We start from the raw sequence: 26,397 nt of genomic DNA, 5'->3' as shown, positions 1-26,397 counted from the left end.
TGGGGCGGGGAGAGCCAGGCTGCTAAGCAGCCTGGCGCAATGCCGCAATCCTTTCGTCCAGTGGTGGATGGCTGGAGAACAGGGCTTTCAGACCACCCTTCATTCCTTCTGTGATACCAAAGGCGGTTAAAGTATCCGGCATTTGGTTGGGCACCTGGGTTTCCATTTTCAGCTTTTCCAGGGCCGCGATCATCGCGCCTGTTCCTGCCAGTTTGGCTCCCATGGCATCAGCTCTGTATTCCCGCCTTCTGGAGAACCACATCACAATGACCTGAGCAAGGATGCCCAGCACAATCTCGGCAAATAGGGTGGTCACAAAGAACCCCATGCCGTGTCCGTTTTCGTTTTTGAACACGGCTTTGTCCACAAAGTTACCAATAATGCGGGCGAAGAACATCACGAAGGTGTTAATAACCCCTTGGATCAACGCCAGTGTGACCATGTCGCCGTTGGCTACGTGGCCAATCTCGTGGGCCAGGACAGCGCGAATTTCATCCCGGTTAAAGCGATTAAGAAGACCGGCGCTGACAGCAACCAGGGCATCATTCTTATTCCATCCGGTGGCAAATGCATTGGATTGCTGGGCGGGAAAAATGCCGACTTCCGGCATCTTGATACCCGCTTCATTGGAGAGTTCTTTCACCGTATCCATTAACCAGCTCTCGGCTGCGTTTGAAGGCTGCTCAATGACCTGCGTGCGGGTGGACATCTTGGCCATCCACTTGGACAGGAAGAGTGAAATCATCGCGCCTGACATGCCGAATATTGCACAGAAAATCAGCAGGGATGTCAGGTTGAGGCCGGAGCCTTGAAGATAAGGTTCAACTCCCAATAACCGCAGGGTAACGCTCGCCACTAAAACGACAGCAATGTTTGTGGCAAAGAACAATAAGATTCTTAGCATAGTCTCCTCAGAGATACAGATTAGGCTCTCACGAAAATAGGTTTGATCCGCTGCTAAATCAACGGTCAGGAGATTAAATATACTTAAGGAACAAGAGGCTGCTAGCGCTGGCTGAACAGAATGTGTTCCATCAGGGTGGCAAGGTGAGTGGAGGTTGCCGATTTTAAGGCATGACGGATAAGCTCAATATTTGTAGCCGGTATTCCTCCCGGACGCGGTGAATCATCATGTTCCGCGGTGATACTCTCGATATCTGCAATGCAGGTCAGGCGGAGGAAGGTTTCCTGGGTAAGCACGGCCTGGTCAATCGCCTCCTGACGAATCGTGTCCTGATAGCGGATGAATCCTTCTTCGCTGAGCCAGAGCATGGCGGCAAAGCAGGACTGATGGCGAGCGCTGTGAATTCCGTACTCATCCGGATGGTCAGGCCCCGAGATGTCCTCTACGAACACCTGGGACTTGCGGGGAAAGCTGTGGTACATCTGAAGCAGGATTCTTGCTACGTCCTTGTAAAACTCTTCAATATGGATATCCGCCAAACCAATAGCTCCGTAATTGTGTTGTATTAAATGGAAAAGATCAGGCACTTTACTGATCTTGTCCACCTATTTCACTGGTCATACCCGCCCATTTCACTGGTCATAGCCAGCTATTTTGCTGATCGTATCCAGCAACTTTACTGATCGTACCCGCTCATAAAGTGCTCAATGCGCTCGATGGCTGATGTGAGTTCATCCACTCTTGGCAGAAATACCAGCCTGAAATGCTGTTGGTCCTGTAGATTGAATGCCGATCCCTGGACAATCAAAATACGCTCCTGTTTCAGCAGGTCAAGCACCATCAGTTCATCGTTTTTGATTTTCAGATGATTCGGGTCGATCTTGGGAAACAGATACATGGCGCCTTTGGGCTTGACGCAACTGATGCCGGGAATCTGGGTGATCAGATCATAGGCGGTGTTACGTTGCTCATAAAGTCTGCCTCCGGGCGCTACCAGATCATTGATGCTTTGATAGCCCCCCAGTGCAGTCTGGATTCCGAGTTGTGCGGGAACATTTGAGCACAAGCGCATGGAGCTGAGCATGGTCAGGCCTTCGATAAAGTCTCCTGCCCGGAGTTTGGCGCCGCTGACGATCATCCATCCCGCTCTATATCCGGCGGCACGGTAGTTCTTGGATAAGCCGTTAAAAGTCAGGAACAGAAGATCATCGGCCAGAGAGGCAAGGCTGACATGCTCAGCGCCGTCGTAGAGAATTTTGTCGTAGATTTCGTCAGCCAGCACGATAAGTTTGTGCCGTCTGGCAACTTCCAGAATTTGTTCCAGAAGATCCCGGCTATATACGGCACCTGTCGGATTGTTGGGGTTGATAATGACAATGGCCCGGGTGCGGTCGGTGATCTTGCTCTCAATGTCGGCAATATCCGGAAACCAGTCCGACTGCTCATCACAGCGATAGTGAACGGCACGTCCGCTTGAGAGGGTGACTGCGGCTGTCCACAAAGGGTAGTCAGGCGAAGGGATCAGAACCTCATCATTGGTGTTGAGCAGAGCCTGCATTGACATCACAATGAGTTCGCTGACGCCGTTGCCCAGATAAATATCTTCGATATCCACATTGGCAATGCCGCACTGTTGGGTGTAGTGTTGGACCGCCTTGCGGGCAGAAAACAGCCCTTTGGAGTCAGCATATCCCTGAGCATGGCTAAGGTTGTATATCACGTCCTGCTGGATTTCCTCCGGGACATCAAAGCCGAAGGGAGCCGGGTTGCCGATATTCAGTTTCAGGATACGATGGCCTTCTTCTTCCAGGCGTTTGGCTTCTTCAAGCACCTGGCCACGAATTTCGTAACAAACATGCTGCAACTTATTGGATTTTTTGACTTCTAACATACTTGAACCATCAAGATAAACTGGCGTACATATTAATTGGCCTATAGCGATTAGCAATAGGGGCGAGCAATAATTTAAGGGCCTGTGTCTGAAATTTTAAAAGATCATCAGACACTCTGGGGCATCAGGCAGCCTGTCAGGTGGACATCAGGGTTTTTGATATAACAATCGGGAGGTGGACAGTGGACAAAATCCGGAAATCAGAAGAAGAATGGAAAGAGCAGTTAACTGATGAGCAGTATCGGGTTACCCGTAAAGCGGCAACAGAGCGGCCGTTTACCGGTGAGTACTATGCCAACAAGGATGAAGGGCAATACACCTGTGTCTGCTGTGGTGCTGAACTGTTTACGTCGGAACAGAAGTACGACTCAGGATGTGGTTGGCCAAGCTTTTGGGCGCCTTCTCAGGAGCAGAATATCGACGAGCGCCAGGATCATAGTCATATGATGATCAGGACTGAAATTCTTTGCCATCATTGTGATGCCCATTTAGGGCATGTATTCGAAGACGGTCCGCAGCCGACGGGTCTGCGTTATTGCGTGAATTCAGCCTCGCTCAAGTTTCACCCAAAAGATAAAGAATAGAGAATCCCAAGGATCCTGGAGCGAAGTGGATGACGAAATATTCAGTCAAAACGGTCAGTATTGCTGATCGTCTTGCCAGAGTAACGGAGCGCTTTGGCGGCGTCGAGAATTTAAAGATGGCTCTGCCGGAAACGGCTTCCAATGAGGAGTTGGCAGAAAAGACGGATGCCTATTATTTGTCCAATATGACCCGGAGAATCTTCCGGGCGGGATTAAAGCATAGTCTGGTGGACGCCAAATGGCCTGAGTTTGAAAAAGCTTTCTTTGGCTTTGATCCTGAAAAGATGGTTCTGTTTTCGGATACGGATCTTGATGAAAGGATGAAGAACAAGGCATTGATCCGGCATTGGGGTAAAATGAGTGCAATTCCTGTGAACGCGCAAATGATCACTGATCTGGGGGCTTCCGCAGGAGGCTTTGGGCGGTTTTTGGCTGATTGGCCGGTGACAGATATCGTAGGTCTCTGGACTCTGCTGGCAAAACGGGGAAAGCAACTTGGAGGGCGGTCGGCTCCCAGTTTTCTTCGCATGGTAGGTAAAGACACCTTCATGCTGACCAGTCATGTGGCAGGAGCGCTGATTGCTTTGGGGATCGTTGATACTCCGCCCACGGCTAAGCGCGATTTACAGAAGGTGCAGGTGGCGTTTAACGAATGGCGGGAAACCACCGGCTATGGACTGGCGGAGCTGAGCCAAATTCTGGCTTATAGTCAAAATTAATCTTCTCTATGCAGAAAACTGATCACTTGGTGCTGGTTTAAAATATTGTGCACAATATAATTGCGGCAAATATTATTCAGGCAATCATCCGAAGAAACGATCGAATAAAAAAGACGGTTGGATAAAGAAAGACGGATGAATTAAAAATCAAGTTAATGGGTTGGATCTATAAACAGGAGCTGAAAAAGCATGGGAATTTACGATATCAAGGTGGAAGACATACAAGGTCATGAGAAGAGTCTTGCTGACTTCAAGGGCAAGGTTCTGTTGATCGTCAATACCGCCAGTAAATGTGGCTTTACGCCTCAGTTCAAGGGATTAGAGAAACTTTACGAAGAGTATAAGGATCAGGGGCTGGAAATTCTCGGCTTTCCATGTAATCAGTTCATGCAGCAGGATCCTGGGTCGAATAGCGAAATCGCAGAATTCTGTGAATTGAATTATGGGGTCAGCTTTCCCATGTTCTCCAAGATTGATGTCAACGGTGACAATACGCATCCTCTCTATAAGTATTTGAAAAAAGAAGCCAAAGGGCTTATGGGATCAGAAGGAATCAAATGGAACTTTACGAAGTTTCTGGTAGATCGTGACGGCAAGGTTGTGGACCGCTTCCCACCAACTGCAGAGCCGGGGAAACTTGAAAAGCCTTTGAAGAAGCTTCTTTAAATGGCAGAGCGTCGTTCCAGATTTAAAGCCAAAAGGTAGTATCGTGGCTAATGCACTTGCAGACATGGGTGATGAAGAGCTTTTGGCTCTGGATAACCAGTTGTGTTTTCTGTTGTACAGCAGCTCCAGAATGATGACGGCATTATATCGCCCGTTGCTGGACCAACTGGGGCTGACCTATCCCCAATATCTGGTATTGCTGGTGATGTGGGAGTATCAGGGGCGTGAAGGAGATCGTGATAAAGAGGTCACGATCAAGATGCTCGGCGAGAGATTGTTGCTGGATACCGGAACTCTGACGCCGCTGTTGAAACGGATGGAGCAGCAGGGATTGCTGGTTCGTCAGCGTGCTGTGAACGATGAGCGTAAGGTTCTGGTCAGCTTGACCCCAAGAGCCCAGGAGCTGAAGGCCGGAGCAGCAGAAATTCCCAGAGCACTACTTTGTCACAGCAGTCTTGGGGATGAAGAGTTGATAGGGATCAGGGATGGGCTAAGACTGCTGCTGAACGAATTGGTATCGAAGTAGCTCTGGCATTGGCCTGGCAAATTGAAAAGCTGGCGGATAACTGTCGATGGCTTGTCTCAGCGCTTTCAATAGAGCCTCTGACTCAGTTCGTGAGAGGCTTTGGATTGCTTCTAGGGCTAGGGCTTCTAGGCCGTTTCATTTGCCGCCTGGGCAGGTGAGGATAGCCATTTTTCAAGCAGTAGAGCCAATGCCTTCTTCTCATAGGGCTTGGTGAGATAGTCGTTCATCCCGCAACTCATGCAGCGTTCCTTGTCACCTTGCATAACATTGGCGGTCACCGCCACAATCGGCAAATTATCAAAGCGGGGGTTTTGCCGGATATGGCGGGTGGCTTCATAGCCGTCCATGACTGGCATATGGCAATCCATCAGAACAATATCAAACTCGCCATTCTCGATCACATCGAGTGCATCCTTGCCGTTTTGGGCAATAGAAACTTCGTAGCCAAGCTTTTTCAGAATGGTTTTAGCCACTAACTGGTTTACCTGGTTGTCTTCGACCAGGAGAACGTTATGGGTTACTTTTCGGGCAGGGGCAACCAGCCGGTCGTCAACTTCTTTCAATGTGCTGGTTAATTGGGTGACCCGACACAGGGTTTCGTAGAGTCGTTCGCGGCTCACTGGAGCGCTGATCATCTGTTCGATTCGCATCAAGGCCAGGGCGGAAGTCTCGGAAGGGATGTTCTGGCGGGCCACCAGAATCAATTTGACCTTGTTGATGTCCGGATGTTCCACCAGCATAGGAGCAACAGACCGTGTATCGAACAGAATGATGGTGTTCTCTGAGAAGGTTTCCTGTCGCAGGCTCAGATCCTGCACCTGCCGGAATGGAAGCGCCCGGTGGTTCAAGCCCCAGTGCTTGAGCTCTGCGGAAATGCTTTTGAAGGTCTGGTTATTTTCCTGATAAAGCAGGAGAAATGTGAAATCGAGCAGGCCTTCGTCGATGGTGGGTGCTTTGACACCGGTATCAATTTTCAGCGGTAGTGTCACAATAAACTTGCTGCCGACACCAACCTCTGATTCCACGCGTATTTCACCTCCCATATGGGTCACCAGCTGCCGGCAAAGGGTCAGTCCCAACCCGGTTCCCCCGTATTTACGGGTGATATTGGTGTCCCCCTGGGAGAATGGCGAAAATATGCTTTCAATCCGGTCTTGTTCAATCCCGATTCCCGTATCGCTGACCAAGATCTCTATTTGTTGGGAGCGTGTGACTCTAAGGCTTAAAGTCACGCTGCCGGAATCGGTGAACTTGATGGCATTACCGGCAAGATTACTGATCACCTGACGAATACGGGTGGGATCGCCAAATACCTGTTCCGGGAACTCAGGATCAATATCGCTGTATAGGGCGACATGTTTCGCATGGGCGTTCTGGGCCAGGAGTCTGGCCACATCCTCAGTGGTTTTACGCAGGCTGAAGCTGATATTTTCCAGCGTCAGTTTGCCGGCTTCCACTTTGGAGATGTCGAGAATGTCGTTCAAGAGTTCCAGTAGTGAAACCCCGGAACTATAGGCAACATTCAGCTGCTCTTTCTGTTTTTCTGAAAGAGGTTCTTCGAGCGTCAGGCTGATCATTCCGAGCACGCCGTTAAACGGTGTACGGATCTCGTGGCTCATATTGGCCAGAAAATCCGCCCGGGCTTTCGCGCGACGTACGGCTTCTTCCTTGGCTACGCGCAGGTCGTGATTACTTTTGATCAGCTGCTTGTTCTTCTCAGAGAGTTCCTTGGTTCTGCTGTCGACAATCTGCTCCAACTGTTCGGAGTAGGTTTTCAGTCGTGCTTCGGCTTTACGCAGCTTTTCAAGGTTGGCGTCGATAGCCTGCAGTTGGTTGTTGGTGGAGTTGACCAGTACACCAATTTCATCCAGTTCGTGACCTTTGGGGACTGGAAGGCGAACTTTTTCCGGAGTTTCAGGATCCACTTCACTGACAGAGGAAATGACCTTCACCAGGGGTTGGGTCAGCATCATGTAGAAGAGGATCAGCAATACGGCTGACAGAATCAGGCTGCGGACAAAACCGGAAACCAGGGTGAAAGTGGCCCGCGAAAGAAACTCTGCGCCGCTGGGGTAGGTGTCGACCACGACGTTCAGGTTGCCCAGTACGAAATCATTCAGCTGGGGAACAAACAGGGTCTCGCTGTAGGTACGGGTCGGTTGAAACAGCAGGTCGTTGAGCCAGCGATACGGGGATTCCTGGGCCCGCCGTTCACGGCTGGAAAGAATACGGTTGTCAGTATCTATAATTTCCGCATGAATGATAGCCGGGTGTTCGAGGAGCCCTTCGAGTAGTTCTGCTGCAAGACGAGAATCGATATTGTAAGCAATTTGAGAAGCCGGAGCGTGGCTGATGGTAATGATGGCCCGGATTTCGTTGTCCAGAGAGTTCTTTTCGTTGACATAGTCAATGACGACCTGGATAAGGCTCAGCATCATGCCCAAAAAGAGGGCTAACAACACGGTGTTTCGTGCTAACCGAAAAGAAAGTCGGTTATATGCGCTTATCTTCAAGGAGCTACCCTTCTCATTATTACTGTATTTTCACGACCTTGTGATGGGATTACAGAGCCGTTTGTCTAAAAGCTTTTGATGCTGTCTAATCGTCGTAGTTTTGCTTACGCTTCCATTTTTCCTCTTCGTCCATCATTTCTTCCAGTTGACTGCTAAGTTTGTTACCTGCTGAACTGGGAGCCGCTCCCTGCTGCGACTTGGTTGCAGATTCCTGAGTTGCCAGCTTATCAAGTTCTTTTATCCGAAGGCGATAGGCGGCAATGGTTTTTTGTGCCAATGGATTGTTTTCCAGTTTGTTAAAAGCGTGTACGGCATCATGATAGTGATGTATGGCAATTCTCAGCTTGCCGGCCTTATGCGCCTGCTTCGCTTTGATAGAGTGGCTCTCCGCGAGTGTTTTGGCCAATAAATACTGGGTTTGGAGAAGATATTTGGTCCCCAACTTCTTATCGATACGCCCTCTTTTTACCTGTGCTTCGATGAACTTGAACAGTAGCTGCAGATTTTTTCTGAGCTCAACCTGGGACGACTCATCCTGTGGGTTGGGCATGGGAACCAGATCACCTTTCTGCGTGCCTTGCTTGATGATCTCCCATTCTTCCATTTTTTCAGTCAGCCCCTCCTTGTATCCATAACCCGCTAATTCTTTTAGCGTTTCCTGGCCACGACTCACTAACAGCATGCCTATTTCCTTTGGCATGTACTGGGAGGGTATCCCAATGGCTATTCTTCTTAGCCGGCGTGAGCGGTCAGTCAAAGTATTGAGTTCCCGCTGTCGGGCGTCCTTGCTTTTTTCACGCCACTGGTGGACGTAAGTCAGCAAAAGCACCGTGATAATAATGCCGCCAATAATCGCAGTAATGTAAGTCGCAGACATGGATAGTTAAAATCGCTTTAGTTTATCGTGACTTAGGATTCATATTTCTCTTTGGAAAGTATAGATGAATAAAACAATTTGGCTGCACAAAGATCACACTTTATTCATTTGCTGCGATAGCCTTGGGGGACAGCAGGAGTTGAAAGGTTCCCGGCTGTGCTTCAATGTCGCTCCAGTGTTCGCATTCAAATCGTATCTGGGCGATGGCGCAGGTTGCCAGATTGCCCAGCTCTAACCCGCTGAGTTGGTTGATAAGATCTGTCAGTCCGGGATTGTGACCGATGATGGCCAGGTGGCTGACAGAATCCGGTCGCAGGGTGATTTCAGAAAGCAGGTGAGGGCTGTCTGCCTCGTACAGTTGCTCCACAAATTTGACGTTGTCATCGTTTGCGTCGAGCCCCTGGCGCAACCCCTCAAGGGTTTCCAGTGCTCTCTTGGCCGTACTGCAGAGGATGAGATCCGGCTTAAGGTGGAGGTGCTGCAGTAATGCGTTCATCCTGGACAAATCACGCAGGCCTCTTTTATTGAGCGGGCGCAGCTTATCCTGAAGGTTAGGGTCCGACCAGGAGGATTTGGCATGGCGAATCAGGGTCAGGGTTTTGGTGGTCATAGGCATTCCCGGCTAACGATTTTTGAGCTTCCATTTGCAAAATATCTGACATATGTGTCAAATGGCAGGCTATACTGCGAACGCATTTCTGTGGAAGAAGTAAGCTTAGCCTCCCTAGTGCCACTGTAAAAGTGTCGATTTTAGTGAGTGATCTTGCCTCCTAACGACAAAATCACAGGAATGTTTCGGATTATACGTATGCTGGATCACTTTAATTGGCTGTTCAGGCATAGGCGTGAATAAAATTTTGTAATAGGATTTGCGCAAATGGCTGATCGTCATGAAAACCGGCACTTTCTGAAGCTTTGCATTGGATCAATTGCATTTCATTGACATAAACCGGTTCATAATTACAGAAACAGGCATAGACCTAAGGATAACCGATGAAAAATATTTTATTTGCCACCGTATTGGGGCTTACCACTGCAGCAAGTGTCCAGGCTGCGGATTTCAAACCGGCAGTGGTTTACGACAAGGCAGGTAAATTTGATAAATCCTTTAATGAAGCCGCCTTTGAAGGGGTGAAGAAATTTCAGAAGGATTTCGGTGTAGAAGTAAAAGAAGTTGAACCGACCAATGAAGCCCAGGTGGAGCAAGGATTGGTCAAGCTGGCCCGTCGGGGCTCCAATCCTATCGTCGCAGTAGGATTCAGTCAGGCAAATGCTGTGGCGACCGCTGCAGAAAAATTCCCGGAAACCCAATTTACCCTGATCGATATGGTGGTGGATAAGCCGAATGTCCGCTCCATTGTTTTCAAAGAGCATGAAGGTTCGTTCCTGGTGGGTGCACTGGCAGCCATGAAGTCTGGCACCGGCAAAGTCGGCTTTATCGGCGGTATGGATATTCCCCTGATCCGTAAGTTCGGCTGTGGCTTTGAGCAAGGCGCAAAGTACGTCAATCCGAAAGCTGAAGTATTTTCCAACATGATCGGTTCCACCGGTGCGGCATTTAACAACCCTGGTAAAGCCAATGAGCTGGCCAAGAGCCAGATCGACAGCGGCGCTGACGTATTGTTTGCTGCAGCGGGAAGCTCCGGCAGCGGCGTGTATCAGGCAGCCAAGGATCGTCATAAGTACGCCATCGGCGTGGACAGCAACCAGAACTATATTCATCCAGGCACGATGCTGACTTCCATGGTTAAGCGTATTGATGTGGCTGCATACAACACCTGGAAAGCTGCCAAAGACGGCAAATGGGCTTCCGGTGTGGAAGTACTCGGTCTGGCCGAAAACGGAGTTGACTGGGCTCTGGACGAAAATAACCGTGATCTTGTGACTCCTGAAATGGAAACCAAGGTCAATCAAATCAAAGCCGATATCATCGCTGGTAAAATCACTGTTCATGACTACATGTCTGACAACAGCTGTAACTACTGATATCTGTGCATAAGGAAGCGGCACTGATCAGGATGTACTGGTCGCCGCTTCTACCTGCCTCATCTAATTCAATAGTTGTTAATAAAAAATTACACGGGACAATCTGTTTGTCATGACTGACTATGCACTCGAACTAGACCGTGTCAGTAAGCGTTTTGGTGCCGTACAGGCCAACAAAGACGTCAGTCTGAATGTGGTAAAAGGAAGTATTCACGGTATTGTTGGAGAGAACGGTGCCGGTAAATCCACTTTGATGAGTATTCTCTACGGTTTTTATCAGGCCGACAGCGGTTCGATATCCGTCTTCGGTAAACCTGCCGATATTCCCAATTCCCATGCTGCCATTGCCGCTGGAATAGGGATGGTCCACCAGCACTTTATGCTGGTCGAGCCATTTACCGTTTTAGAGAATATTATTCTAGGCAACGAAGGCAGCGCCTTGTTAATGCAGGGGCAGGCCAAGGCTCGGAAGGTCTTATTGGACCTCTCCACCAATTACAATCTGAAGGTCGACCCGGATGCCATCGTTGGTGATTTACCCGTCGGACTCCAGCAACGAGTTGAGATACTTAAAGCCCTCTATAAAGGCGCCAAGGTGCTTATCCTGGATGAGCCAACCGGCGTTCTGACCCCACAGGAAACCGATGATCTGTTCGCGATTCTCAAAGGATTGAAAGAGCAGGGCGTTACCATTCTCCTGATCACCCATAAATTGAAAGAAATCATGGCAATAACGGATAACGTATCGGTTATGCGCCACGGTGAGATGGTGGCAAATTTATCCACTGCTGAAACCAACCCGGAAGAACTGGCCGAACTAATGGTCGGGCGTAAAGTGGTGACTCAGTTGGAAAAGCCTGACGCTGCTGCGGGCGACGACGTTTTGAAGGTCGAGGGCCTTAGCGTTGTGGATGCCCAGCAGGTGGAACGGGTGAAAAATGTTTCTTTCAAAGTGTCAGCTGGCGAAATCGTGGGAATTGCCGGCGTTTCTGGAAACGGGCAGACAGAATTGATGGAAGCATTGGCTGGAATGCGTTCGGTTGATGCGGGAACAATCTGCTATGGCAAACTGAAAATTTCCACGGAATCTCACATTGGGCCTGATGAGCTTCGCGATGCCGGAATTGCTCATGTTCCAGAGGATCGTCATCGGGTAGGTCTTGTGACCCCGATGAGCGCCAGTGAAAACAGCATTCTTGGATACCATCGGGACGATAAGTGGAACCAGCATGGTCTGCTGAAGCCTGGTTTGGTCGAGAAGCATTGCGCGACACTTATGTCGGATTTCGATGTACGTCCTCAGGACCCCAAGCTGAAAAGCGCCAATTTCTCCGGTGGTAACCAGCAAAAACTGATTCTGGCCCGTGAACTGGACAGGGAACCGAAAGTGTTGCTGGTCGGGCAACCCACGCGGGGTGTGGATATTGGAGCGATTGAGTTTATACATACTCAACTCCTGAAGATGCGTAACCGCGGTGGGGCTATTCTGCTGATATCTGTGGAACTGGATGAGATTCTAGCATTAAGCGACCGGATTATTGTGATGTGTGATGGACGAATTACCGGTGAAGTGGCTGCGGCCGATGCCGATGAGCGTACTCTCGGTTTGATGATGAGTGCGACCGCCGACCTGTCTTCTGACTCTGACCTATCTTCTAACTCGGAACAGGAGCAGGCCGGATGAAGGGACTCGATCAGGCATTGCCCCGGTGGGTGAATATCGGGCTACTGCCTCTATTGAATGTGGTAACCGCTTTGCTGGTGTCTGCACTGGTTTTTCTGGTGATAGATGTTAACCCTTTAAAAGCTGCTGAAATTCTCCTTTATGGTGCTTTCGGGTATCAAGAGGGATTGGGCTTTACGCTTTATTACACCACGAATTTTATTTTTACCGGTCTGGCCGTGGCGATAGCCTTCCATGTAGGACTGTTTAATATCGGTGGAGAGGGGCAGGCCTACATTGGAGGGCTTGGAGTTGGCCTTTTGTGTCTGGCGTTGGATACGTCACTGCCCGGACCAGCGCTATTGTTGTTAAGTGTGTTGGTGGCAGGCCTGTTCGGCGCGGCATGGGCATTTATTCCCGGTTGGCTTCAGGCTTACCGCGGTAGCCATATCGTTATCACTACGATCATGTTCAATTTTATCGCTTCGTCGCTGATGGTTTACCTGATGGTGAATGTATTGCGAGAGCCTGGACAGATGACCCCTCAGAGTCGCTTGCTGGATGAGAATTCCTGGATGCCTTTTGTTCACGAGGTTCTGGCGGGAATAGGAATCGAATTTGAGGCTTCGCCACTGAACCTGTCCATTATTCTTGCTTTGCTTTGTGCATTGGGAACTTGGCTGCTGATCTGGAAGACCAAATGGGGTTATGAGATCAGGACGGTTGGCTTTAACCGTGATGCGGCAGTATATGCCGGTATCAAACCTGCGTACGTTATGGTGCTGGCAATGGCCATTTCCGGAGCGATGGCCGGTATGGTGGGAGTCAATGAGATTTCAGGGGTGCAGCACCGTCTGATTCTGGATTTCCATTACGGTTATGGATTTGCCGGCATTGCGGTTGCTCTTATGGGGCGTAACCATCCAATCGGCATTATTCTGGCGGCATTGCTATTCGGGGTGCTGTATCAGGGTGGTGCAGAACTGGCGTTCGAAATGTCCAACATTAACAGGGATATCGTCGTGGTAATGCAAGGGCTTGTCATTCTGTTCTGCGGGGCGTTGGAGTTTCTCTATAAACCCCTGCTGGCGAAGTTTTTCAAGGAGAAAGCGGCATGATCGAAACCATTCTCCTGACCCTGGATGCCACCCTGAGGGTATCCACTCCCCTGATATTCGCGGCCTTTGCGGGCATGTTCTCTGAGCGGTCCGGGGTGATCGATATCAGTCTTGAGGGCAAGATGTTGGCTGCGGCATTCGCTGCTGCTGCGGTGGCCTACACCACTGAGTCTGCCTGGCTTGGTTTGGGGGCCGCGATTCTTGTTTCCATTTCGCTCGCCATGCTGCACGGTGTGGCTTGTATTACCTTTCGGGGAAATCAGGTCGTGAGCGGTGTGGCCATTAACATCCTGGCCGCCGGTCTGACAATGTCCTTGGGGCTTAGCTGGTTCAAGCAGGGAGGTCAAACGCCCTTGTTGCCTGATGAAGCACGTTTTACCTCAATAGAGTTTCCCTTTGCAGAAGCCCTGCGGGATGTTCCCGTTATCGGCGGCCTCTATTCTGAGCTGTTGAGTGGACACAATATTCTGGTCTATATGGCCTTTTTGATGGTGCCATTGGCTTGGTGGATACTCTTCCGTACCCGATATGGACTACGCCTGCGGGCTGTGGGTGAGAATCCAAAAGCCGTAGACACCGCCGGGATTTCCGTCATCCGTTTGCGCTATTCAGCCCTGGTTTTCGCCGGGGTACTATGTGGCCTTGCAGGAACTTATATTTCTGCAGCACATAACGCCCAGTTTGTCAGGGATATGACAGCGGGGCAGGGCTTTATTGCCCTGGCGGCTTTGATTTTTGGTAAGTGGCGTCCATTTCCGGTACTCGGTGCCTGTTTGCTGTTCGGGCTTCTGGATGCGGTGGCTGTCAGGCTGCAGGGAACAGAATTGCCCGGTATTGGCGTGATTCCGGTTCAATTTATTGAGGCCATGCCCTATATCCTCACAGTGGTGCTGTTGGCTGGATTCTTCGGCAAAGCCGTAGCACCCAAGGCGATTGGTGTGCCGTATGTGAAAGAGCGCTAATTTGATAACCGCCTCTCATATGCCATGAGGGGCGTTGTTGAGAGCGCTGATCGTTAATTAAATATCGGGATCTGTAACCAGGAAAGGATGATGGCATGGACTACTCAAAGGGCCCGGGAGGTATTAAATGAAAGTGTTAAATTTCGGGTCGATAAATATCGACAAGGTGTATCAGGTCTCTCACTTTGTCCGTCCCGGGGAGACGCTTAGCGCGGAAAAGCTGGATGTGGTTCTTGGCGGGAAAGGAGCCAATCAATCAATCGCTTTGGCCCGTGCAGGCGTTCAGGTGAAGCATTTTGGGGCGATAAACCGTTCAGATGGATGGATTATCGACTACCTGGCCGAAAACCAGGTAGATACCAGTTGGATTGAGCTGGTTGACTCACCCAGTGGCCATGCCATTATCCAGGTGGATCAGTCCGCAGAGAACTCTATTCTGTTGTTCGGGGGAGCTAATCGGATCTTTAGCCGGGAGCGTATACGCGCGGCGATATCGGAGTTGGATACCGGTGACTGGTTGCTGCTCCAGAACGAGTGCAATGGAATCGACTGGGCCATAGAGGCGGCTCGTGAGCAAGGTGTGAATGTGGCCTTTAATCCGGCACCTATGACACCGGAGGTGAGTCGGCTTCCCCTTGATGACATTGATCTGCTCTTCGTCAATCAGATTGAAGCCGCTGATCTGGCTGGCACAGACTCGGCGCAAGAGGCTCTTCGAATTTTAAATGAGCGCTACGCAGAAACAACACTGGTCATGACATTGGGAGCTGAAGGGGCGTTACTGTCCTCTTCATCAGAACATATCAGACTGCCGGCAAAACCTGTCAAGGCGGTAGATACGACAGGTGCAGGAGACACTTTCGTTGGATTCTTCCTGGCCAGTATCATTCAGGGGTTGTCCCATGAAGCCTCGTTAAACCGGGCTATTACCGCATCATCTATCGCCGTCACCCGACATGGCGCTTCTCCCAGTATCCCGTATTCTACCGAGGTAACAGAATGACTTTTCCAATAATTATTGATACTGATCCTGGTGTTGATGATGCGATGGCTATCGCTTTTGCCATTGCGCACCCGGAGATTGAATTGGCAGGCATCACCACCGTTTTTGGCAATGTGTCCGCTGATCAGGCCACCGCTAACGCTCTGGCTCTGCTGGAGACATTTGGCGCTGAGCAGGTTCCAGTGGCCAAAGGTGCGGCGGTGCCTTTGATTCAAACGCCTTTTCCCCATCCTGATTTTGTGCACGGAAAAGATGGCCTGGGCAATATCGACATCAAACCTGCAGCCAAGCATGCTGCTGTGTCTGAGTCAGCGGCCCAGTTTATTGTGGATAAAGCCAACGAGCTAAAGGGCGAGCTCACTCTGGTGGCAATCGGGCCGCTGACTAATGTGGCCTTGGCTTTGCGCCTGGATCCAGAGTTACCGTCAAAGCTCAAGCAGCTGGTGATTATGGGGGGCGCTGTGGATGAGCCCGGCAACGTATCTCCGCTTGCAGAGGCTAATTTCCTGTCAGATCCACATAGTGCGGATATTGTCATGGGGTCTGGAGCCAAGGTTGTCGTTGTGGGACTGGATGTTACCCACAGGGTTATCCTGACAGATACGTCGTTAAGACAGCTAAGGGATAGTGCTGGGGATACCGGCAAACTGATCTGGGACGCCAGCCGCTTCTACGTGAACTACTACTCCAATGTCGGTGCGGCATCCGGGCTGGAAGAGCCGGGATGTTGTATGCATGATGCTGCCGCTGTGGCATACGTTGTGGCTCCGGACCTATTCGATGTGATTTGTGGTCCTGCCCGCGTCATACCCGAAGGTATTGGTGCCGGGCAACTAACTATCAACCGCAAGGGATACACCTACCTGCTGAAACACTGGGAAAACCGCTCGCCGGTGACAGTGTGTATGGAGGTGAAGGACAAGGAATTGGTTGACCTGTTTCTGCAGGCCATTTGTGATGGTTCTCTGAGATAGGGTCAAGGGTTGCCAGATCATACTCTGATCCAGGAATTCGTTTACAAAGCACTTTCAAAGCCCCTCAGACAAAATGGAGTTGCCGGGAGTAAATTATGAAAATTCAGATCAAACGTATCAGTATGCTGGCACTGGTCAGTGCCGTAGTTCTGACCGGATGTGGCTCGTTACAATCGGGTCCGGATGCAGATAAGACCTATAAACTGACTTTGCTTCATACCAATGATCATCACGGAAGATTCTGGCGTAACTCCCATGATGAATATGGCATGGCGGCCCGGAAAACTCTGATTGACCAGATTCGTGCTGAAGTCGAAGGGCAGGGTGGGCAGGTCCTCCTGCTGTCCGGCGGTGATATCAATACCGGGGTTCCAGAGTCAGACCTGCAGGATGCCGAGCCCGATTTCAAAGGCATGGCCATGCTGGGATATGATGCCATGGCCGTAGGTAATCATGAGTTTGATAATCCGCTAGGTGTCATCCGCCAGCAACAGAGCTGGGTTGACTTCCCATTCCTCGCCGCCAATATCTATGATGGCACGACAGGCGAGCGTCTGTTCAAGCCATATAATATTTTCAATCTTGAAGGACTACGGGTTGCTGTTCTGGGTCTGACCACTGAAGACACCAAGCTGCTGGGTAATCCCGAGTATATGGGAAATGTTGAGTTTACCGTCCCGGCGGTGGAAGCGGCGGTGTTGGTGCCTGAGTTGAAAAAGGAAGCGGACGTGATTATCGCTGCCACTCATATGGGGCATTATACCGATGCTAACTACGGGGTGAACGCTCCCGGTGATGTCACGCTGGCCAGAACCGTTCCTGGTATAGATGTTATTGTTGGCGGCCATTCTCAGGATCCGGTGTGCATGACGGGAGAGAATGAGGCCAATACATCCTACAAACCCGGTGATCCCTGCTTGCCGGACTCTCAAAACGGCACTCTGATCATGCAGGCTCATGAGTGGGGGAAATATGTCGGTAGAGCAGACCTTGAGTATCATAATGGAGAGCTTAAACTGCTGAGCTATCAGCTGATTCCAGTCAATCTGAAGAAAAAGGTCAAAGACTCGGAAGGAAACTCGGTCAGAGTCCTCGTGGAAGACCAGATTGCCGAAGACCCGGAAATGTTGGCATTTCTGCAGCCATATCAGGATAAGGGGCAGGAGGAGTTGAACATTGCTATCGGGAGCGTTAACGATAAACTCGAAGGTGATCGGCATGTGGTACGTTTTCAGCCGACAAACCTCGGAGTTCTGATTGCCGCTGCTCAGATGGAAAAAGTGCGGGCGGATCTGGCTGTGATGAACTCCGGTGGAATTCGCGACAGTATTGAATCCGGCGAAATCACCTATAAAGAGGTGCTGATGGTGCAGCCGTTCTCCAATACCGTGGCTTCCGTTGACCTCAGTGGAACGGAGCTGATGGAGTATCTTGCTACGGTGGCGGCAAAACCGGTGGATACTGGTGCCTTTGCCCAGTTTGCCGGCGTGGAGCTGGAAATTGTCGGGGGCAAACTGCAGAAAGCTCTGGTCGCGGGCAAACCGATTGAGCCGAACAAGACTTATCGGATGGCCGTCAACAGTTATATCGCCGCTGGCGGTGACGGATATCCTAGTCTGGCCTCACACCCGGGCTACGTTAATAGCGGATTTGTTGATGCTGAGGTATTAAAGACTTATCTGCAGAAGCATTCACCGATTAACGCTGCGGACTATGACACCGGGGATATTCAGCGTCTTTGACTTTAATTCAGTCTGGCCTTCTCGCCAGGCTGATTTTTTATTCCGCTTGATCTTCTCTTTCTCCTATAAAGGAAGTGGCCTGGGCTGCTTCCTGACTTGTTCCTGTCTTAGATTTAGTCAATACACATCAATAGTTTGGATTAACCAAAATAGTTTGGATAAATCAGCAATAGTTTGGACAAACAAATGACAAGGTTAGTGTATTAGGTCCATAATTTATCGAATGTATGTCCTGACCATTTGGTATTGATTGAATGAATCTTGCTCGAATTGATCTGAATCTGCTTGTTTACCTGGATGTTCTGCTAAGGGAAAAAAGCGTTACCAAAGCTGCCAATCATTTGGGAATCACCCAGCCGGCGATGAGTAATGGTCTGCGCCGGTTAAGGGATATGTTTGGGGATCCGCTTCTGGTTCGCACCAGTGAAGGTATGACAGCAACGGCTAGAGCGGTGGAATTGCAGCCGTTGATACGGACGGTTCTGACCGAGATTGACCAGGTAGTCCAGCCCCGGGAAGAGTTTGATGCAGCCACCACCAAACGGGTTTTCAGGATTATGGCCAGCGATTATGCGGAAAGTGCCCTGATTCCCGCGGTGCTCAAGCGTATCCGGGATGAAGCGCCGGGAGTGATTCTCGATGTGCTCACGCCAAGTGATGTTTCGTTTCTGGACGTGGAGCAGGGGCGGGTGGATATGGCAATCAACCGCTTCGACAAGATTCCGCAATCATTTCATCAGCGAACCATCTGGGAGGACAGTTTTTCCTGTCTGTTGAGTGTTCATAACCCATTGGTTTATGACTTTACTTTGGATGCCTATCTGAACGCTAACCACATTTGGGTCAGTAAAACCGGCTTTGGAGTGGGGGTCGGCGTCAATCCTAAAGATGTTCAGCGCCTGGGGTGGGTGGATGAGGCTCTGGCGAAGCTCGATAAAAAGCGCAATATCAGTGTATTTACCCGTCATTATCAAGTGGCGATGCTTCTGTCCCAGCAACGGGACTTGATCGCCACGCTACCGTCCCGGGCCGCTCAATTAATGTTGGATAACCCGAACCTGGTGATCAAAGAGCCACCTTTTCCAATACCTCCTTTTGAGTTAAAGATGGCCTGGAGCCCATTGTTGCAGAATAATTCAGATCACCGCTGGTTGCGGCGTCTCATCACTCAGACAGCAGATGCCCCTGAAGAGCTTGAGATCAGGGCGAGGGACTAGATATCGGAATTGGCGATTAGATCGTAGGAGTAATGAAAAGTTAATCCCGCTAATCGCCAATCAATGGGGCATCCTTGTTCAACGATGCGCGCATTGATCGATTCCTTAAGGAAAGACTGGGTAAGCTGTTACAGCGAAAACTGCCGCAGCTCCTGGGAAACGTGGCTATGACTCAGCAGGCGCTGAAATTCATCTTTCAGTCGTTTGACTGTGCCGGGATCCGAATAACAGCAGAAACCTTCCCATTTATCATGGCTGTGTCTCAGGGCGACACCATAATCGTCTATCAGGACAAAAACCTGATCGGGGAAGGAAAGTTCTGAGTTCAGGGTTTTGATCTCGATTGAGGTTGTCAGCCGTCTCGCCAGACTCAGAAATTGATTGCTGTATGTCACCGCAGGTCTGGGATCACCAAGCACCACCTGAACGCTTGTTCCGCGTCCTTTGCGGGCCAGGCCGGAAATCGCATCCAGCACGTCAGGAATATCAAGTGTGCCTTTCTCCAGATCGTAGGTCAGGATCTGGACAGAATGCTTTGCCTGCCGCAGTAGTGCACACAAATGCTTCAGGTATTCTTCCTGCGAATGAATCCGGTATACAGTTTCATCTTCTGAGAGCTTGTTTTGGGTTTCAGGCTTAAGGCTGCCCAATACCAGTCTCATGCGGATATGAGGAATTCCGGCCTCATCGTAGGGTTCGCTTACGGCTTCAAACCCTTCTTGTTGATACAGGGACTGTATGTAGCATTGAGCGCTCAGGTTAAGTTCAATGATTCCTTGAGAGCGGGCATAACCAATGACAAATTTCAGCAGGCTGCCGGCGATGCCCTGGCCCCGAAATTCGCTGGGGACCGCAAAGCGACCAATTTTGGCTTTGTGCTGTCCGTCATGAATCAGGCGGGCAACACCGTAACAAAGTCCGTCCATGTCCCTGACCAGAAAGTGAGTGGCCTGGGCATCATAGTCATCCCATTCCAGTTCTTCTGGTACGTTTTGCTCTTCAACAAAAACCTTTTTACGAATTTCCTTGAGCTCTTTTTCGCTTTCCTGCCAGGTCGTTATTTTTGTGTATTTAAGCGTCATCGCCCCAATCGTCCAATTCGTCGTCGGTACTAATTCTCAAGCTACCCTGATTGAATAGCCTTGCCAAGAGCCTGATTAGCTCATCGTTGGAGGTCAGTTCCCCCAATCGGGATTTATCTATTTGATTTGAAGAGCAAAGTAGCTCTACCCATGTTCGTGCATCGCTGTGAAGGCAGTATGAATGACCGTCTACCGCCAAAATAATCTGATGGTCCTGGGGGATAAAGCTGAACCTGGAACCTTCGTTCCAGCGGAATTGAACCTCCGGTACCAAGAACAACTCCTGGAGTTCGTCTTCGGAGATGCGTTCCTCGTCGTCGACTGCCTCCACGATGCCTTCATGCTTGGGACTGGTGACATACTCACCAAACCAGGTTTTCATCATTGGCTCGTTATCGATCAGCTCCCTGAGAAAGCCTTTGAAATCGTTAATGACGTCTTCCTGGATGAGTCCGGGGTTCGGTAATGGCCGGATGGTTGCGTCTGTCAGGTGGCGATTTACAGAAGCTTGTTCGCAGCAATAATCCGTAAACGAAGATATCAATTCCGCCTGGGTGGGGGATCTGAATCCTACTGACAGAGTAATGCAATGTTCTAGAGCAACACCATAATGAGCAACGGCAGGTGGGAGGTAAAGCGCATCACCTGGTTCAAGCACCCATTCGTCTGTTACCTGCATATCCTTGATAATGCGAAGAGGAGTACCCTCAAGGCGTTCGGTTTGGGCGGTGCATACCGGCCCGATTTGCCACTTTCGACGACCCTCAGCCTGGATTAAAAAGACATCGTACTGGTCATAATGCGGACCAACGCTGCCACCGACGGGAGCAAAGCTGGCCATGATGTCATCCACCCGCCAGTTGGGTAAAAAGCGGAACCTATCCAATAGATCAGCAATTTCGGGGATCCAGTGATCCAGGCCCTGTACCAGCAGCGTCCAGTTTTCTTCCGGCAATGTTTCCAGAAAGTCTGCTTCAAATGGCCCATGCATTAATTGCCATGGTTTGCCGTCAAGGTTCTCAAAAACGATGCGGGATTCCACTTCGTCTTCCAGAGAAAGGCCTGCCAGATCATTGTGATCGAGCGGACACTCGAATTCAGGAAACAGGTTTTTGATCAGTAAAGGCTTCTTTTGCCAGTATTCAGCAAGAAATTCTTCAATGCTGATCGACCCAAGAGAAGTGAGCATAGGTCACCCTGAGGATAAAGATGATATGACGCCAGCCACGTATGGGCTGGCGCTTGTTGAGCTGTTAAAACTTATCGATGCGCCGTGCCTGCTCAGTGGCATTACCGATGTAGGTCCTGGGTTCCAGGCTGGCTAGCTGCTGTTTGGCTTCGGCGGGGATATCAAGGCTCTCGATAAACGGCTTGAGACTCTCGCGGGTGATGGATTTGCCACGGGTGAGTTCTTTGAGCTTCTCGTAAGCCCCTTCAATATTGTAGCGACGCATCACGGTTTGAATCGGTTCTGCCAGAACTTCCCAGCTACTATCCAAGTCTTCTTCGAGGCGTGCTGCATTCAGCTCAAGCTTGCCAAGGCCTTTTAATGTTGCATGGTAAGCTATCTGAGACTGGGCCAGACCAACCCCCAGGTTACGCAATACAGTGGAGTCGGTCAGATCCCGTTGCCAGCGTGACACTGGTAACTTCCGGCTGAGATGCTCCATTATGGCATTGGCGATCCCCAGGTTTCCTTCAGAGTTTTCAAAATCAATGGGGTTAACTTTGTGCGGCATTGTGGATGAACCTACTTCGCCGGCAATGGCTCTTTGTTTGAAGTATCCCAGGGAAATATAGCCCCAGATATCACGGTCCAGGTCAATCAGTATGGTGTTGAAACGGCATACGGCATCAAACGCTTCTGCGATAAAGTCGTGGGGCTCAATCTGAGTAGTGTATGGGTTCCATTCAAGGCCGAGACCTTCGATCAGAATGCGGGCATTCTCTTCCCAGTCGACGTCCGGATAGGCACTTAAATGAGCATTGTAGTTGCCAACCGCACCGTTGATTTTGCCCAGCATTTTCAGGCTGCGAATCTGTTGCAGTTGACGCTTGAGTCGCGCAACCACATTGGCAAGCTCTTTCCCAACGGTTGTGGGCGAGGCGGTTTGCCCGTGGGTGCGGGATAACATGGGCTGATCAGCAAACTGCAGCGCCAGCTCCTGTATTTTGCCGGCCACTTTTTCCATTAATGGAAGGGTGACATCCTGTAGTCCGCGTTTGAGCATCAGTGCGTAGGACAGATTGTTAATGTCTTCGGAGGTGCAGGCAAAGTGCACGAATTCATGAATGTTGTTCAGGACCGCCGGTGCCCCTGCAACCTTAAATTGTTCCTTGATGTAGTATTCCACCGCTTTGACGTCATGGTTCGTGGTGGCTTCGATGTCTTTGACTCTCTGTGCCTGTTCAGGTGTCAGGTCTGCATAAATGGCAATCAGAAAGTTGCGGGTGGCTTCATCGAATGCCGGTACTTCAGGGATGTCGGCGTTTTCGGACAGGCGGAGCAACCAACAGATTTCCACTTCGATCCGGGCTTTGATCAGGCCGTATTCGCTGAACACTGGGCGCAGATCATTGGTTTTGCCGGCATAGCGGCCATCAACAGGAGAGAGCGCAGTGAGCTCGTTCAGTATCATGTTGGTACTCCCTTCGGAGGTTATTTTCAATAAAAGTTCAGTATACCAGGGTTGCCGGAGAGGCTAATTCGCCAGCTGTCTCGCCACTTGCAGAATCTGTTTGCGCATAAACAAGAGTTTCCAGCGTCGGCCGCCAACCTGGCGCCAAAGTACCGCAGCACGGATACCGGCCAGCAGTATGGCGCGGATTTTGTCAGCATTTTCATCAACGCGAAGATATTTGGGGTCACCCGTTACCTGTATGCGCTGGGGAAAAGTGCTGATGGTGTCTTTATACAGCGATGCAAATGCTCCCACGATATTTGAGTGGGTTACCTCAAAATGAAGTGTCTGAGTCTGAACCTGCTGGATTCTTTTGCCCATGACCTCAAGCAGATCCGGACGCTTTCTAAGCTTGCCTTCAAGATAAAGCAGGGTGAGGGCGTAACGGACCATTTCCGTTTTGCTGCGGTTTTGTTGCTTCTCAAGTACGGCGATGAGTTCGCGTAAACCGACCTGAATGCCATAGCGATCGCCGAAGGCGTCTATAGTGTTGCTGACATCAACTTTCAACAGACTGTTGAGGCAGGTCTTGAATGCCTCTTCGCCCAGGGTTCCTTTTTTGGCGAGTTCATCTACCAGGTAAGCTGCCTGAAATACGCCAGCCAGCGCGATAACTTGATCTTCAGTATTGCCCGACAAGGCTACCCTCCATTAACACCGGATTCTAAGGTTCCCGACGTGCCTGAGTTTGTCTGTTTGTCTGATTTAACCAGAGAGCCGGAATTAAACTGTGTCTTTCTGGTTTCAATGACGCCGCCGCCCAGACACCTGAGTCCGTCGTAAAATACGACGGATTGGCCCGGGGTAATGGCTCGTTGTGGTTGGTCAAAAATTACTTCCACCTTGTCCTCTTTGCAAAACACGGTGCAAGCCTGATCTGGCTGGCGATATCGCGTCTTGGCGTAGCAGCGGAACTCTCCGGGTGTTTTTCCGTAATCGGGGATGCCGTTAATCCACTCAAGCTTGCTGGCCGTCAGGTTTTGCTGGAACAGGTGAGGGTGGTTGCTGCCCTGAGCAACGTAAAGAATGTTGTTTTCAAGATCCTTGTCTATGACATACCAGGGGGCGTCGTCGTAGTTCTTGAGTCCCCCAATGCCCAGGCCCTGGCGCTGGCCAATGGTGTGATACATGAGGCCTTGATGCCGACCGATCTCATCGCCTTCATCAGTCATAATTCTGCCAGGCTGGGCGGGGATATAGGTTTTCAAAAAGTCTGAAAACTTACGTTCACCAATGAAACAGATACCGGTGCTGTCTTTCTTGTCTGCTGTGGCAAACCCTTGTTCTGCCGCGATACGGCGAATTTCTTTTTTCAGCAGGCCACCGACTGGAAACAGGGTTTTTGCAACAGCATTTCCCGGAACAGCATGAAGAAAATAGCTTTGCTCTTTGCTTGGGTCGGCCCCTTTCATCAGGGCAATTTCACTACCTATGCGGCCGCGCTGGGCATAGTGACCTGTAGCGATAAAGTCTCCGCCCAAGTGTTGTGCATATTCAAGAAAAGCTTTGAATTTGATTTCTTTGTTGCAGAGGATGTCCGGGTTGGGCGTTCGGCCGGCGCGATATTCGTCAAGGAAGTGCTCGAATACCCGATCCCAATATTCTGCTGAAAAACTGGCCGTGTGCAGTTTAATCCCAAGTCTGTCGGCTACCTTGCTTGCATCCTCAAGGTCTGCCAGAGCTGTGCAGTATTCCGTACCATCGTCTTCATCCCAGTTCTTCATGAAGAGGCCTTCGACCTCATAACCCAGGGACTTCAGAATGTACGCGGACACGGAAGAATCGACTCCTCCGGACAAACCGACGATGACTTTCTGCTTGCGTGTTGGCGACATATCAAATAACCGTATCAATACCTGGTATTTCTATACCTAGTAAAAGGGCGCGGTATTATAACGGTATCGGCATCAGAATGCAGGTTTTATTGAAATTGCCGACTGACGCCGCGGGAGTTGGAGTTCTTCATTTAGAAGGATTCATGAATAAGATCTAGAAGGCTTCATGGATAATATCGAGCGGATAGATCCGGCCTTCCAAATAGTCCTCCACACACTTTCTGACTAAAGGGCTGCGAAGGGCGAATTTGCCAGACATCATTTCCTCCGGAGTCAGCCAGTGGGTGGAAATAATGTCGCTGTCGAGCTGCGTAGTCAGTTGCTGTGCAGGTTTGCCCACGAAACAGTAGCGGTGGTAGGTTAAATCCTGCTCAGGTAGATGTAGAGTATAGATGCCTATAAAGCCGCTCAACTCAATGGACCACCCTGTTTCTTCGAGGGATTCCCGTCGGGCTGCTTCAAGAATACTCTCGCCCTTTTCAATATGTCCTGCGGGTTGGTTGATGACGGATTTTCCCTGACTGAGTTCTTCTACAAACAATAACTTTCCATTGGGGGAATGGTCGTCATTCTGGGGAATGATGACTGCAACAGTGGCTCTGGGGCACCAGACAGACATGCAACGCTCCTTTAATGTTTTTTTAGTGTTTTCTTTTTCCTCGAAAATCGGAAATTTTTCTGACGTTCCTGTTGTCTCTCGCCGTGCGAGGATTGGAGTGTCGTCGAGGTGATGCGGGTAGATGTATCTTCTCCAGCCTGGCTTCCCCCGGGGGTAAGTTGTCGATACTCCAGGGGCCGATGCTGTATCTGATTAGTCTCAGGGTAGGAAAACCCACCGCTGCCGTCATTCTGCGTACCTGGCGGTTCCGGCCCTCGAGTATTGTCAGAGCGATCCAGCTTGTTGGAATGTTGCGGCGTTGCCTTACCGGAGGATCCCTTTCCCAGATTTCCGGAGGGTCAATCACGGTGGCATTGGCGGGTTTGGTCGGACCGTCGTTCAGCAGGATGCCTTTTTCCAGGCGGGAAAGGGCTTCTTGGGTGATCTTGCCTTCTACCTGAACCCAGTAAGTCTTGGGCTGCTTGTGGCGGGGATGGCTGATTTTCGCCTGCAGGGCTCCATCGTCGGTCAGGATGAGCAATCCTTCGGAGTCGTAATCAAGGCGACCGGCAGGGTAAAGATTGGTTTCCTGAATGTAGTCCTTCAAGGTGCTACGTCCTTGGGTGTCGGTAAATTGGGACAGTACATTCATTGGTTTGTTGAATACAACAAGCTTTGCCACTACTCGGACCTTTCGCTAATTCCATGATACGGATCTGAAATTTTCTCATTCCAGCCTTCATGCGTCCATGATGTTGTCACAGGTCAATCGATAAAGCCTGGTTAAGCCTCAAAATTGTGCAACTGCTATACTCGAATTTCAGGGGATGGCTGAATTTGGTCGCAAGTGCACCAA

At 50.2% G+C, this 26,397-nt stretch carries 25 protein-coding genes; 12 read left to right on the top strand and 13 right to left on the bottom strand.

Translation table 11 applies throughout. The annotated features are described in order from the left end of the window. Positions 1–22 precede the first annotated feature (22 nt). The 3 genes from htpX to BTA51_RS07830 all read right to left on the bottom strand — a co-directional run bounded on the left by htpX (position 23) and on the right by BTA51_RS07830 (position 2,795). Complete coding sequence (htpX, locus tag BTA51_RS07840) at positions 23–904, bottom strand: protease HtpX (protein WP_094706891.1); 882 nt, start codon at positions 902–904, stop codon at positions 23–25. 101 nt (positions 905–1,005) lie between these two features. Further along, positions 1,006–1,509 carry a hypothetical protein gene (locus BTA51_RS07835; protein WP_246840967.1) on the bottom strand — a complete coding sequence of 168 codons (504 nt, stop codon included), beginning with the start codon at positions 1,507–1,509 and terminating at the stop codon, positions 1,006–1,008. Between the two features lie 71 nt (positions 1,510–1,580). Next, positions 1,581–2,795 (bottom strand): pyridoxal phosphate-dependent aminotransferase, encoded by a 1,215-nt coding sequence (locus BTA51_RS07830; protein ID WP_094706889.1) that lies wholly within the window; start codon positions 2,793–2,795, stop codon positions 1,581–1,583. 182 nt (positions 2,796–2,977) lie between these two features. On the opposite strand from BTA51_RS07830, the gene msrB reads away from it, so the two are divergent. The 4 genes from msrB (at position 2,978) to BTA51_RS07810 (ending at position 5,290) form a co-directional block, all read left to right on the top strand. Then, positions 2,978–3,379, top strand: a complete 402-nt coding sequence (gene msrB / locus BTA51_RS07825; protein WP_094706888.1) for a peptide-methionine (R)-S-oxide reductase MsrB — start codon at positions 2,978–2,980, stop codon at positions 3,377–3,379. 29 nt (positions 3,380–3,408) lie between these two features. Beyond that, positions 3,409–4,098, top strand: coding sequence for a DNA-3-methyladenine glycosylase I (locus BTA51_RS07820; protein WP_094706887.1), 690 nt, complete (start codon positions 3,409–3,411; stop codon positions 4,096–4,098). A gap of 189 nt (positions 4,099–4,287) precedes the next feature. Further along, positions 4,288–4,764, top strand: a complete 477-nt coding sequence (locus BTA51_RS07815; protein ID WP_094706886.1) for a glutathione peroxidase — start codon at positions 4,288–4,290, stop codon at positions 4,762–4,764. Positions 4,765–4,828: 64 nt separating this feature from the next. Continuing rightward, the gene (locus tag BTA51_RS07810; RefSeq protein ID WP_094707255.1) at positions 4,829–5,290 is read left to right on the top strand and encodes a MarR family winged helix-turn-helix transcriptional regulator; all 462 of its coding nucleotides are present in this window, start codon (positions 4,829–4,831) and stop codon (positions 5,288–5,290) included. Positions 5,291–5,415: 125 nt separating this feature from the next. Here BTA51_RS07810 and BTA51_RS07805 read toward each other — a convergent pair whose 3' ends face one another. The 3 genes from BTA51_RS07805 to BTA51_RS07795 all read right to left on the bottom strand — a co-directional run bounded on the left by BTA51_RS07805 (position 5,416) and on the right by BTA51_RS07795 (position 9,290). Further along, complete coding sequence (locus BTA51_RS07805) at positions 5,416–7,752, bottom strand: ATP-binding protein (protein ID WP_094706885.1); 2,337 nt, start codon at positions 7,750–7,752, stop codon at positions 5,416–5,418. 136 nt (positions 7,753–7,888) lie between these two features. Further along, positions 7,889–8,680 carry a hypothetical protein gene (locus BTA51_RS07800; protein WP_094706884.1) on the bottom strand — a complete coding sequence of 264 codons (792 nt, stop codon included), beginning with the start codon at positions 8,678–8,680 and terminating at the stop codon, positions 7,889–7,891. Between the two features lie 100 nt (positions 8,681–8,780). Beyond that, the gene (locus BTA51_RS07795; protein ID WP_168188099.1) at positions 8,781–9,290 is read right to left on the bottom strand and encodes a histidine phosphatase family protein; all 510 of its coding nucleotides are present in this window, start codon (positions 9,288–9,290) and stop codon (positions 8,781–8,783) included. A 383-nt stretch (positions 9,291–9,673) separates the two neighbouring features. On the opposite strand from BTA51_RS07795, the gene BTA51_RS07790 reads away from it, so the two are divergent. The 8 genes from BTA51_RS07790 (at position 9,674) to BTA51_RS07755 (ending at position 19,345) form a co-directional block, all read left to right on the top strand. Beyond that, complete coding sequence (locus BTA51_RS07790; protein ID WP_094706882.1) at positions 9,674–10,666, top strand: BMP family protein; 993 nt, start codon at positions 9,674–9,676, stop codon at positions 10,664–10,666. 112 nt (positions 10,667–10,778) lie between these two features. Further along, on the top strand, positions 10,779–12,350 hold the full coding sequence (locus BTA51_RS07785) for an ABC transporter ATP-binding protein (protein WP_094706881.1): 1,572 nt from the start codon (positions 10,779–10,781) through the stop codon (positions 12,348–12,350). Next, positions 12,347–13,447, top strand: a complete 1,101-nt coding sequence (locus tag BTA51_RS07780; protein WP_094706880.1) for an ABC transporter permease — start codon at positions 12,347–12,349, stop codon at positions 13,445–13,447. The genes BTA51_RS07785 and BTA51_RS07780 overlap by 4 nt, the downstream gene beginning before the upstream one ends. Further along, complete coding sequence (locus BTA51_RS07775) at positions 13,444–14,409, top strand: ABC transporter permease (protein WP_094706879.1); 966 nt, start codon at positions 13,444–13,446, stop codon at positions 14,407–14,409. The genes BTA51_RS07780 and BTA51_RS07775 overlap by 4 nt, the downstream gene beginning before the upstream one ends. A 127-nt stretch (positions 14,410–14,536) precedes the next feature. Next, positions 14,537–15,412, top strand: coding sequence for a ribokinase (locus BTA51_RS07770; RefSeq protein WP_094706878.1), 876 nt, complete (start codon positions 14,537–14,539; stop codon positions 15,410–15,412). Next, on the top strand, positions 15,409–16,386 hold the full coding sequence (locus BTA51_RS07765; protein WP_094706877.1) for a nucleoside hydrolase: 978 nt from the start codon (positions 15,409–15,411) through the stop codon (positions 16,384–16,386). The genes BTA51_RS07770 and BTA51_RS07765 overlap by 4 nt, the downstream gene beginning before the upstream one ends. A 95-nt stretch (positions 16,387–16,481) precedes the next feature. Continuing rightward, a complete protein-coding gene (gene ushA, locus BTA51_RS07760; protein WP_094706876.1) occupies positions 16,482–18,128 on the top strand; it encodes a bifunctional UDP-sugar hydrolase/5'-nucleotidase UshA in 1,647 nt (548 codons plus the stop codon). A gap of 254 nt (positions 18,129–18,382) precedes the next feature. Continuing rightward, entirely contained in the window at positions 18,383–19,345 is a 963-nt protein-coding gene (locus BTA51_RS07755; protein ID WP_094706875.1) for a LysR family transcriptional regulator, read from the top strand. 128 nt (positions 19,346–19,473) lie between these two features. Here BTA51_RS07755 and BTA51_RS07750 read toward each other — a convergent pair whose 3' ends face one another. The 7 genes from BTA51_RS07750 to BTA51_RS07720 form a co-directional block, all read right to left on the bottom strand. Then, a complete protein-coding gene (locus tag BTA51_RS07750; RefSeq protein ID WP_094706874.1) occupies positions 19,474–20,427 on the bottom strand; it encodes a GNAT family N-acetyltransferase in 954 nt (317 codons plus the stop codon). Next, positions 20,417–21,616, bottom strand: a complete 1,200-nt coding sequence (locus tag BTA51_RS07745) for a cupin domain-containing protein (protein ID WP_094706873.1) — start codon at positions 21,614–21,616, stop codon at positions 20,417–20,419. Before BTA51_RS07745 ends, BTA51_RS07750 begins: the two co-directional genes overlap by 11 nt. 64 nt (positions 21,617–21,680) lie before the next feature. Next, positions 21,681–23,066, bottom strand: a complete 1,386-nt coding sequence (gene purB / locus BTA51_RS07740; protein ID WP_094706872.1) for an adenylosuccinate lyase — start codon at positions 23,064–23,066, stop codon at positions 21,681–21,683. 63 nt (positions 23,067–23,129) lie between these two features. Next, on the bottom strand, positions 23,130–23,747 hold the full coding sequence (hflD, locus tag BTA51_RS07735) for a high frequency lysogenization protein HflD (protein ID WP_094706871.1): 618 nt from the start codon (positions 23,745–23,747) through the stop codon (positions 23,130–23,132). A 2-nt stretch (positions 23,748–23,749) separates the two neighbouring features. After that, positions 23,750–24,943: a tRNA 2-thiouridine(34) synthase MnmA gene (mnmA, locus tag BTA51_RS07730; protein ID WP_246840966.1), complete on the bottom strand. Its 1,194-nt coding sequence runs from the start codon at positions 24,941–24,943 to the stop codon at positions 23,750–23,752. A gap of 154 nt (positions 24,944–25,097) precedes the next feature. Beyond that, positions 25,098–25,562 carry an NUDIX hydrolase gene (locus BTA51_RS07725; protein ID WP_094706870.1) on the bottom strand — a complete coding sequence of 155 codons (465 nt, stop codon included), beginning with the start codon at positions 25,560–25,562 and terminating at the stop codon, positions 25,098–25,100. A 22-nt stretch (positions 25,563–25,584) separates the two neighbouring features. Beyond that, positions 25,585–26,223 (bottom strand): pseudouridine synthase, encoded by a 639-nt coding sequence (locus tag BTA51_RS07720; RefSeq protein WP_094706869.1) that lies wholly within the window; start codon positions 26,221–26,223, stop codon positions 25,585–25,587. Positions 26,224–26,397 lie beyond the last annotated feature (174 nt).

The organism is Hahella sp. CCB-MM4 (assembly GCF_002260525.1).
Taxonomy (GTDB): Bacteria; Pseudomonadota; Gammaproteobacteria; order Pseudomonadales; family Oleiphilaceae; genus Hahella.
The sequence above is the reverse complement of the archived record's forward strand: the minus strand, read 5'-3'. Positions and strand labels throughout refer to the sequence as shown.

Bases quoted from the DNA above. Each gene is read 5' to 3' on its own strand.
- htpX (WP_094706891.1), bottom strand. From the start codon at position 904: ATGCTAAGAATCTTATTGTTCTTTGCCACAAACATTGCTGTCGTTTTA.
- BTA51_RS07830 (WP_094706889.1), bottom strand. From the start codon at position 2,795: ATGTTAGAAGTCAAAAAATCCAATAAGTTGCAGCATGTTTGTTACGAA.
- BTA51_RS07820 (WP_094706887.1), top strand. From the start codon at position 3,409: ATGACGAAATATTCAGTCAAAACGGTCAGTATTGCTGATCGTCTTGCC.
- BTA51_RS07815 (WP_094706886.1), top strand. From the start codon at position 4,288: ATGGGAATTTACGATATCAAGGTGGAAGACATACAAGGTCATGAGAAG.
- BTA51_RS07810 (WP_094707255.1), top strand. From the start codon at position 4,829: ATGGGTGATGAAGAGCTTTTGGCTCTGGATAACCAGTTGTGTTTTCTG.
- BTA51_RS07800 (WP_094706884.1), bottom strand. From the start codon at position 8,680: ATGTCTGCGACTTACATTACTGCGATTATTGGCGGCATTATTATCACG.
- BTA51_RS07795 (WP_168188099.1), bottom strand. From the start codon at position 9,290: ATGACCACCAAAACCCTGACCCTGATTCGCCATGCCAAATCCTCCTGG.
- BTA51_RS07790 (WP_094706882.1), top strand. From the start codon at position 9,674: ATGAAAAATATTTTATTTGCCACCGTATTGGGGCTTACCACTGCAGCA.
- BTA51_RS07785 (WP_094706881.1), top strand. From the start codon at position 10,779: ATGACTGACTATGCACTCGAACTAGACCGTGTCAGTAAGCGTTTTGGT.
- BTA51_RS07780 (WP_094706880.1), top strand. From the start codon at position 12,347: ATGAAGGGACTCGATCAGGCATTGCCCCGGTGGGTGAATATCGGGCTA.
- BTA51_RS07775 (WP_094706879.1), top strand. From the start codon at position 13,444: ATGATCGAAACCATTCTCCTGACCCTGGATGCCACCCTGAGGGTATCC.
- BTA51_RS07770 (WP_094706878.1), top strand. From the start codon at position 14,537: ATGAAAGTGTTAAATTTCGGGTCGATAAATATCGACAAGGTGTATCAG.
- BTA51_RS07765 (WP_094706877.1), top strand. From the start codon at position 15,409: ATGACTTTTCCAATAATTATTGATACTGATCCTGGTGTTGATGATGCG.
- ushA (WP_094706876.1), top strand. From the start codon at position 16,482: ATGAAAATTCAGATCAAACGTATCAGTATGCTGGCACTGGTCAGTGCC.
- BTA51_RS07755 (WP_094706875.1), top strand. From the start codon at position 18,383: ATGAATCTTGCTCGAATTGATCTGAATCTGCTTGTTTACCTGGATGTT.
- BTA51_RS07750 (WP_094706874.1), bottom strand. From the start codon at position 20,427: ATGACGCTTAAATACACAAAAATAACGACCTGGCAGGAAAGCGAAAAA.
- BTA51_RS07745 (WP_094706873.1), bottom strand. From the start codon at position 21,616: ATGCTCACTTCTCTTGGGTCGATCAGCATTGAAGAATTTCTTGCTGAA.
- purB (WP_094706872.1), bottom strand. From the start codon at position 23,066: ATGATACTGAACGAGCTCACTGCGCTCTCTCCTGTTGATGGCCGCTAT.
- mnmA (WP_246840966.1), bottom strand. From the start codon at position 24,943: ATGTCGCCAACACGCAAGCAGAAAGTCATCGTCGGTTTGTCCGGAGGA.
- BTA51_RS07725 (WP_094706870.1), bottom strand. From the start codon at position 25,562: ATGTCTGTCTGGTGCCCCAGAGCCACTGTTGCAGTCATCATTCCCCAG.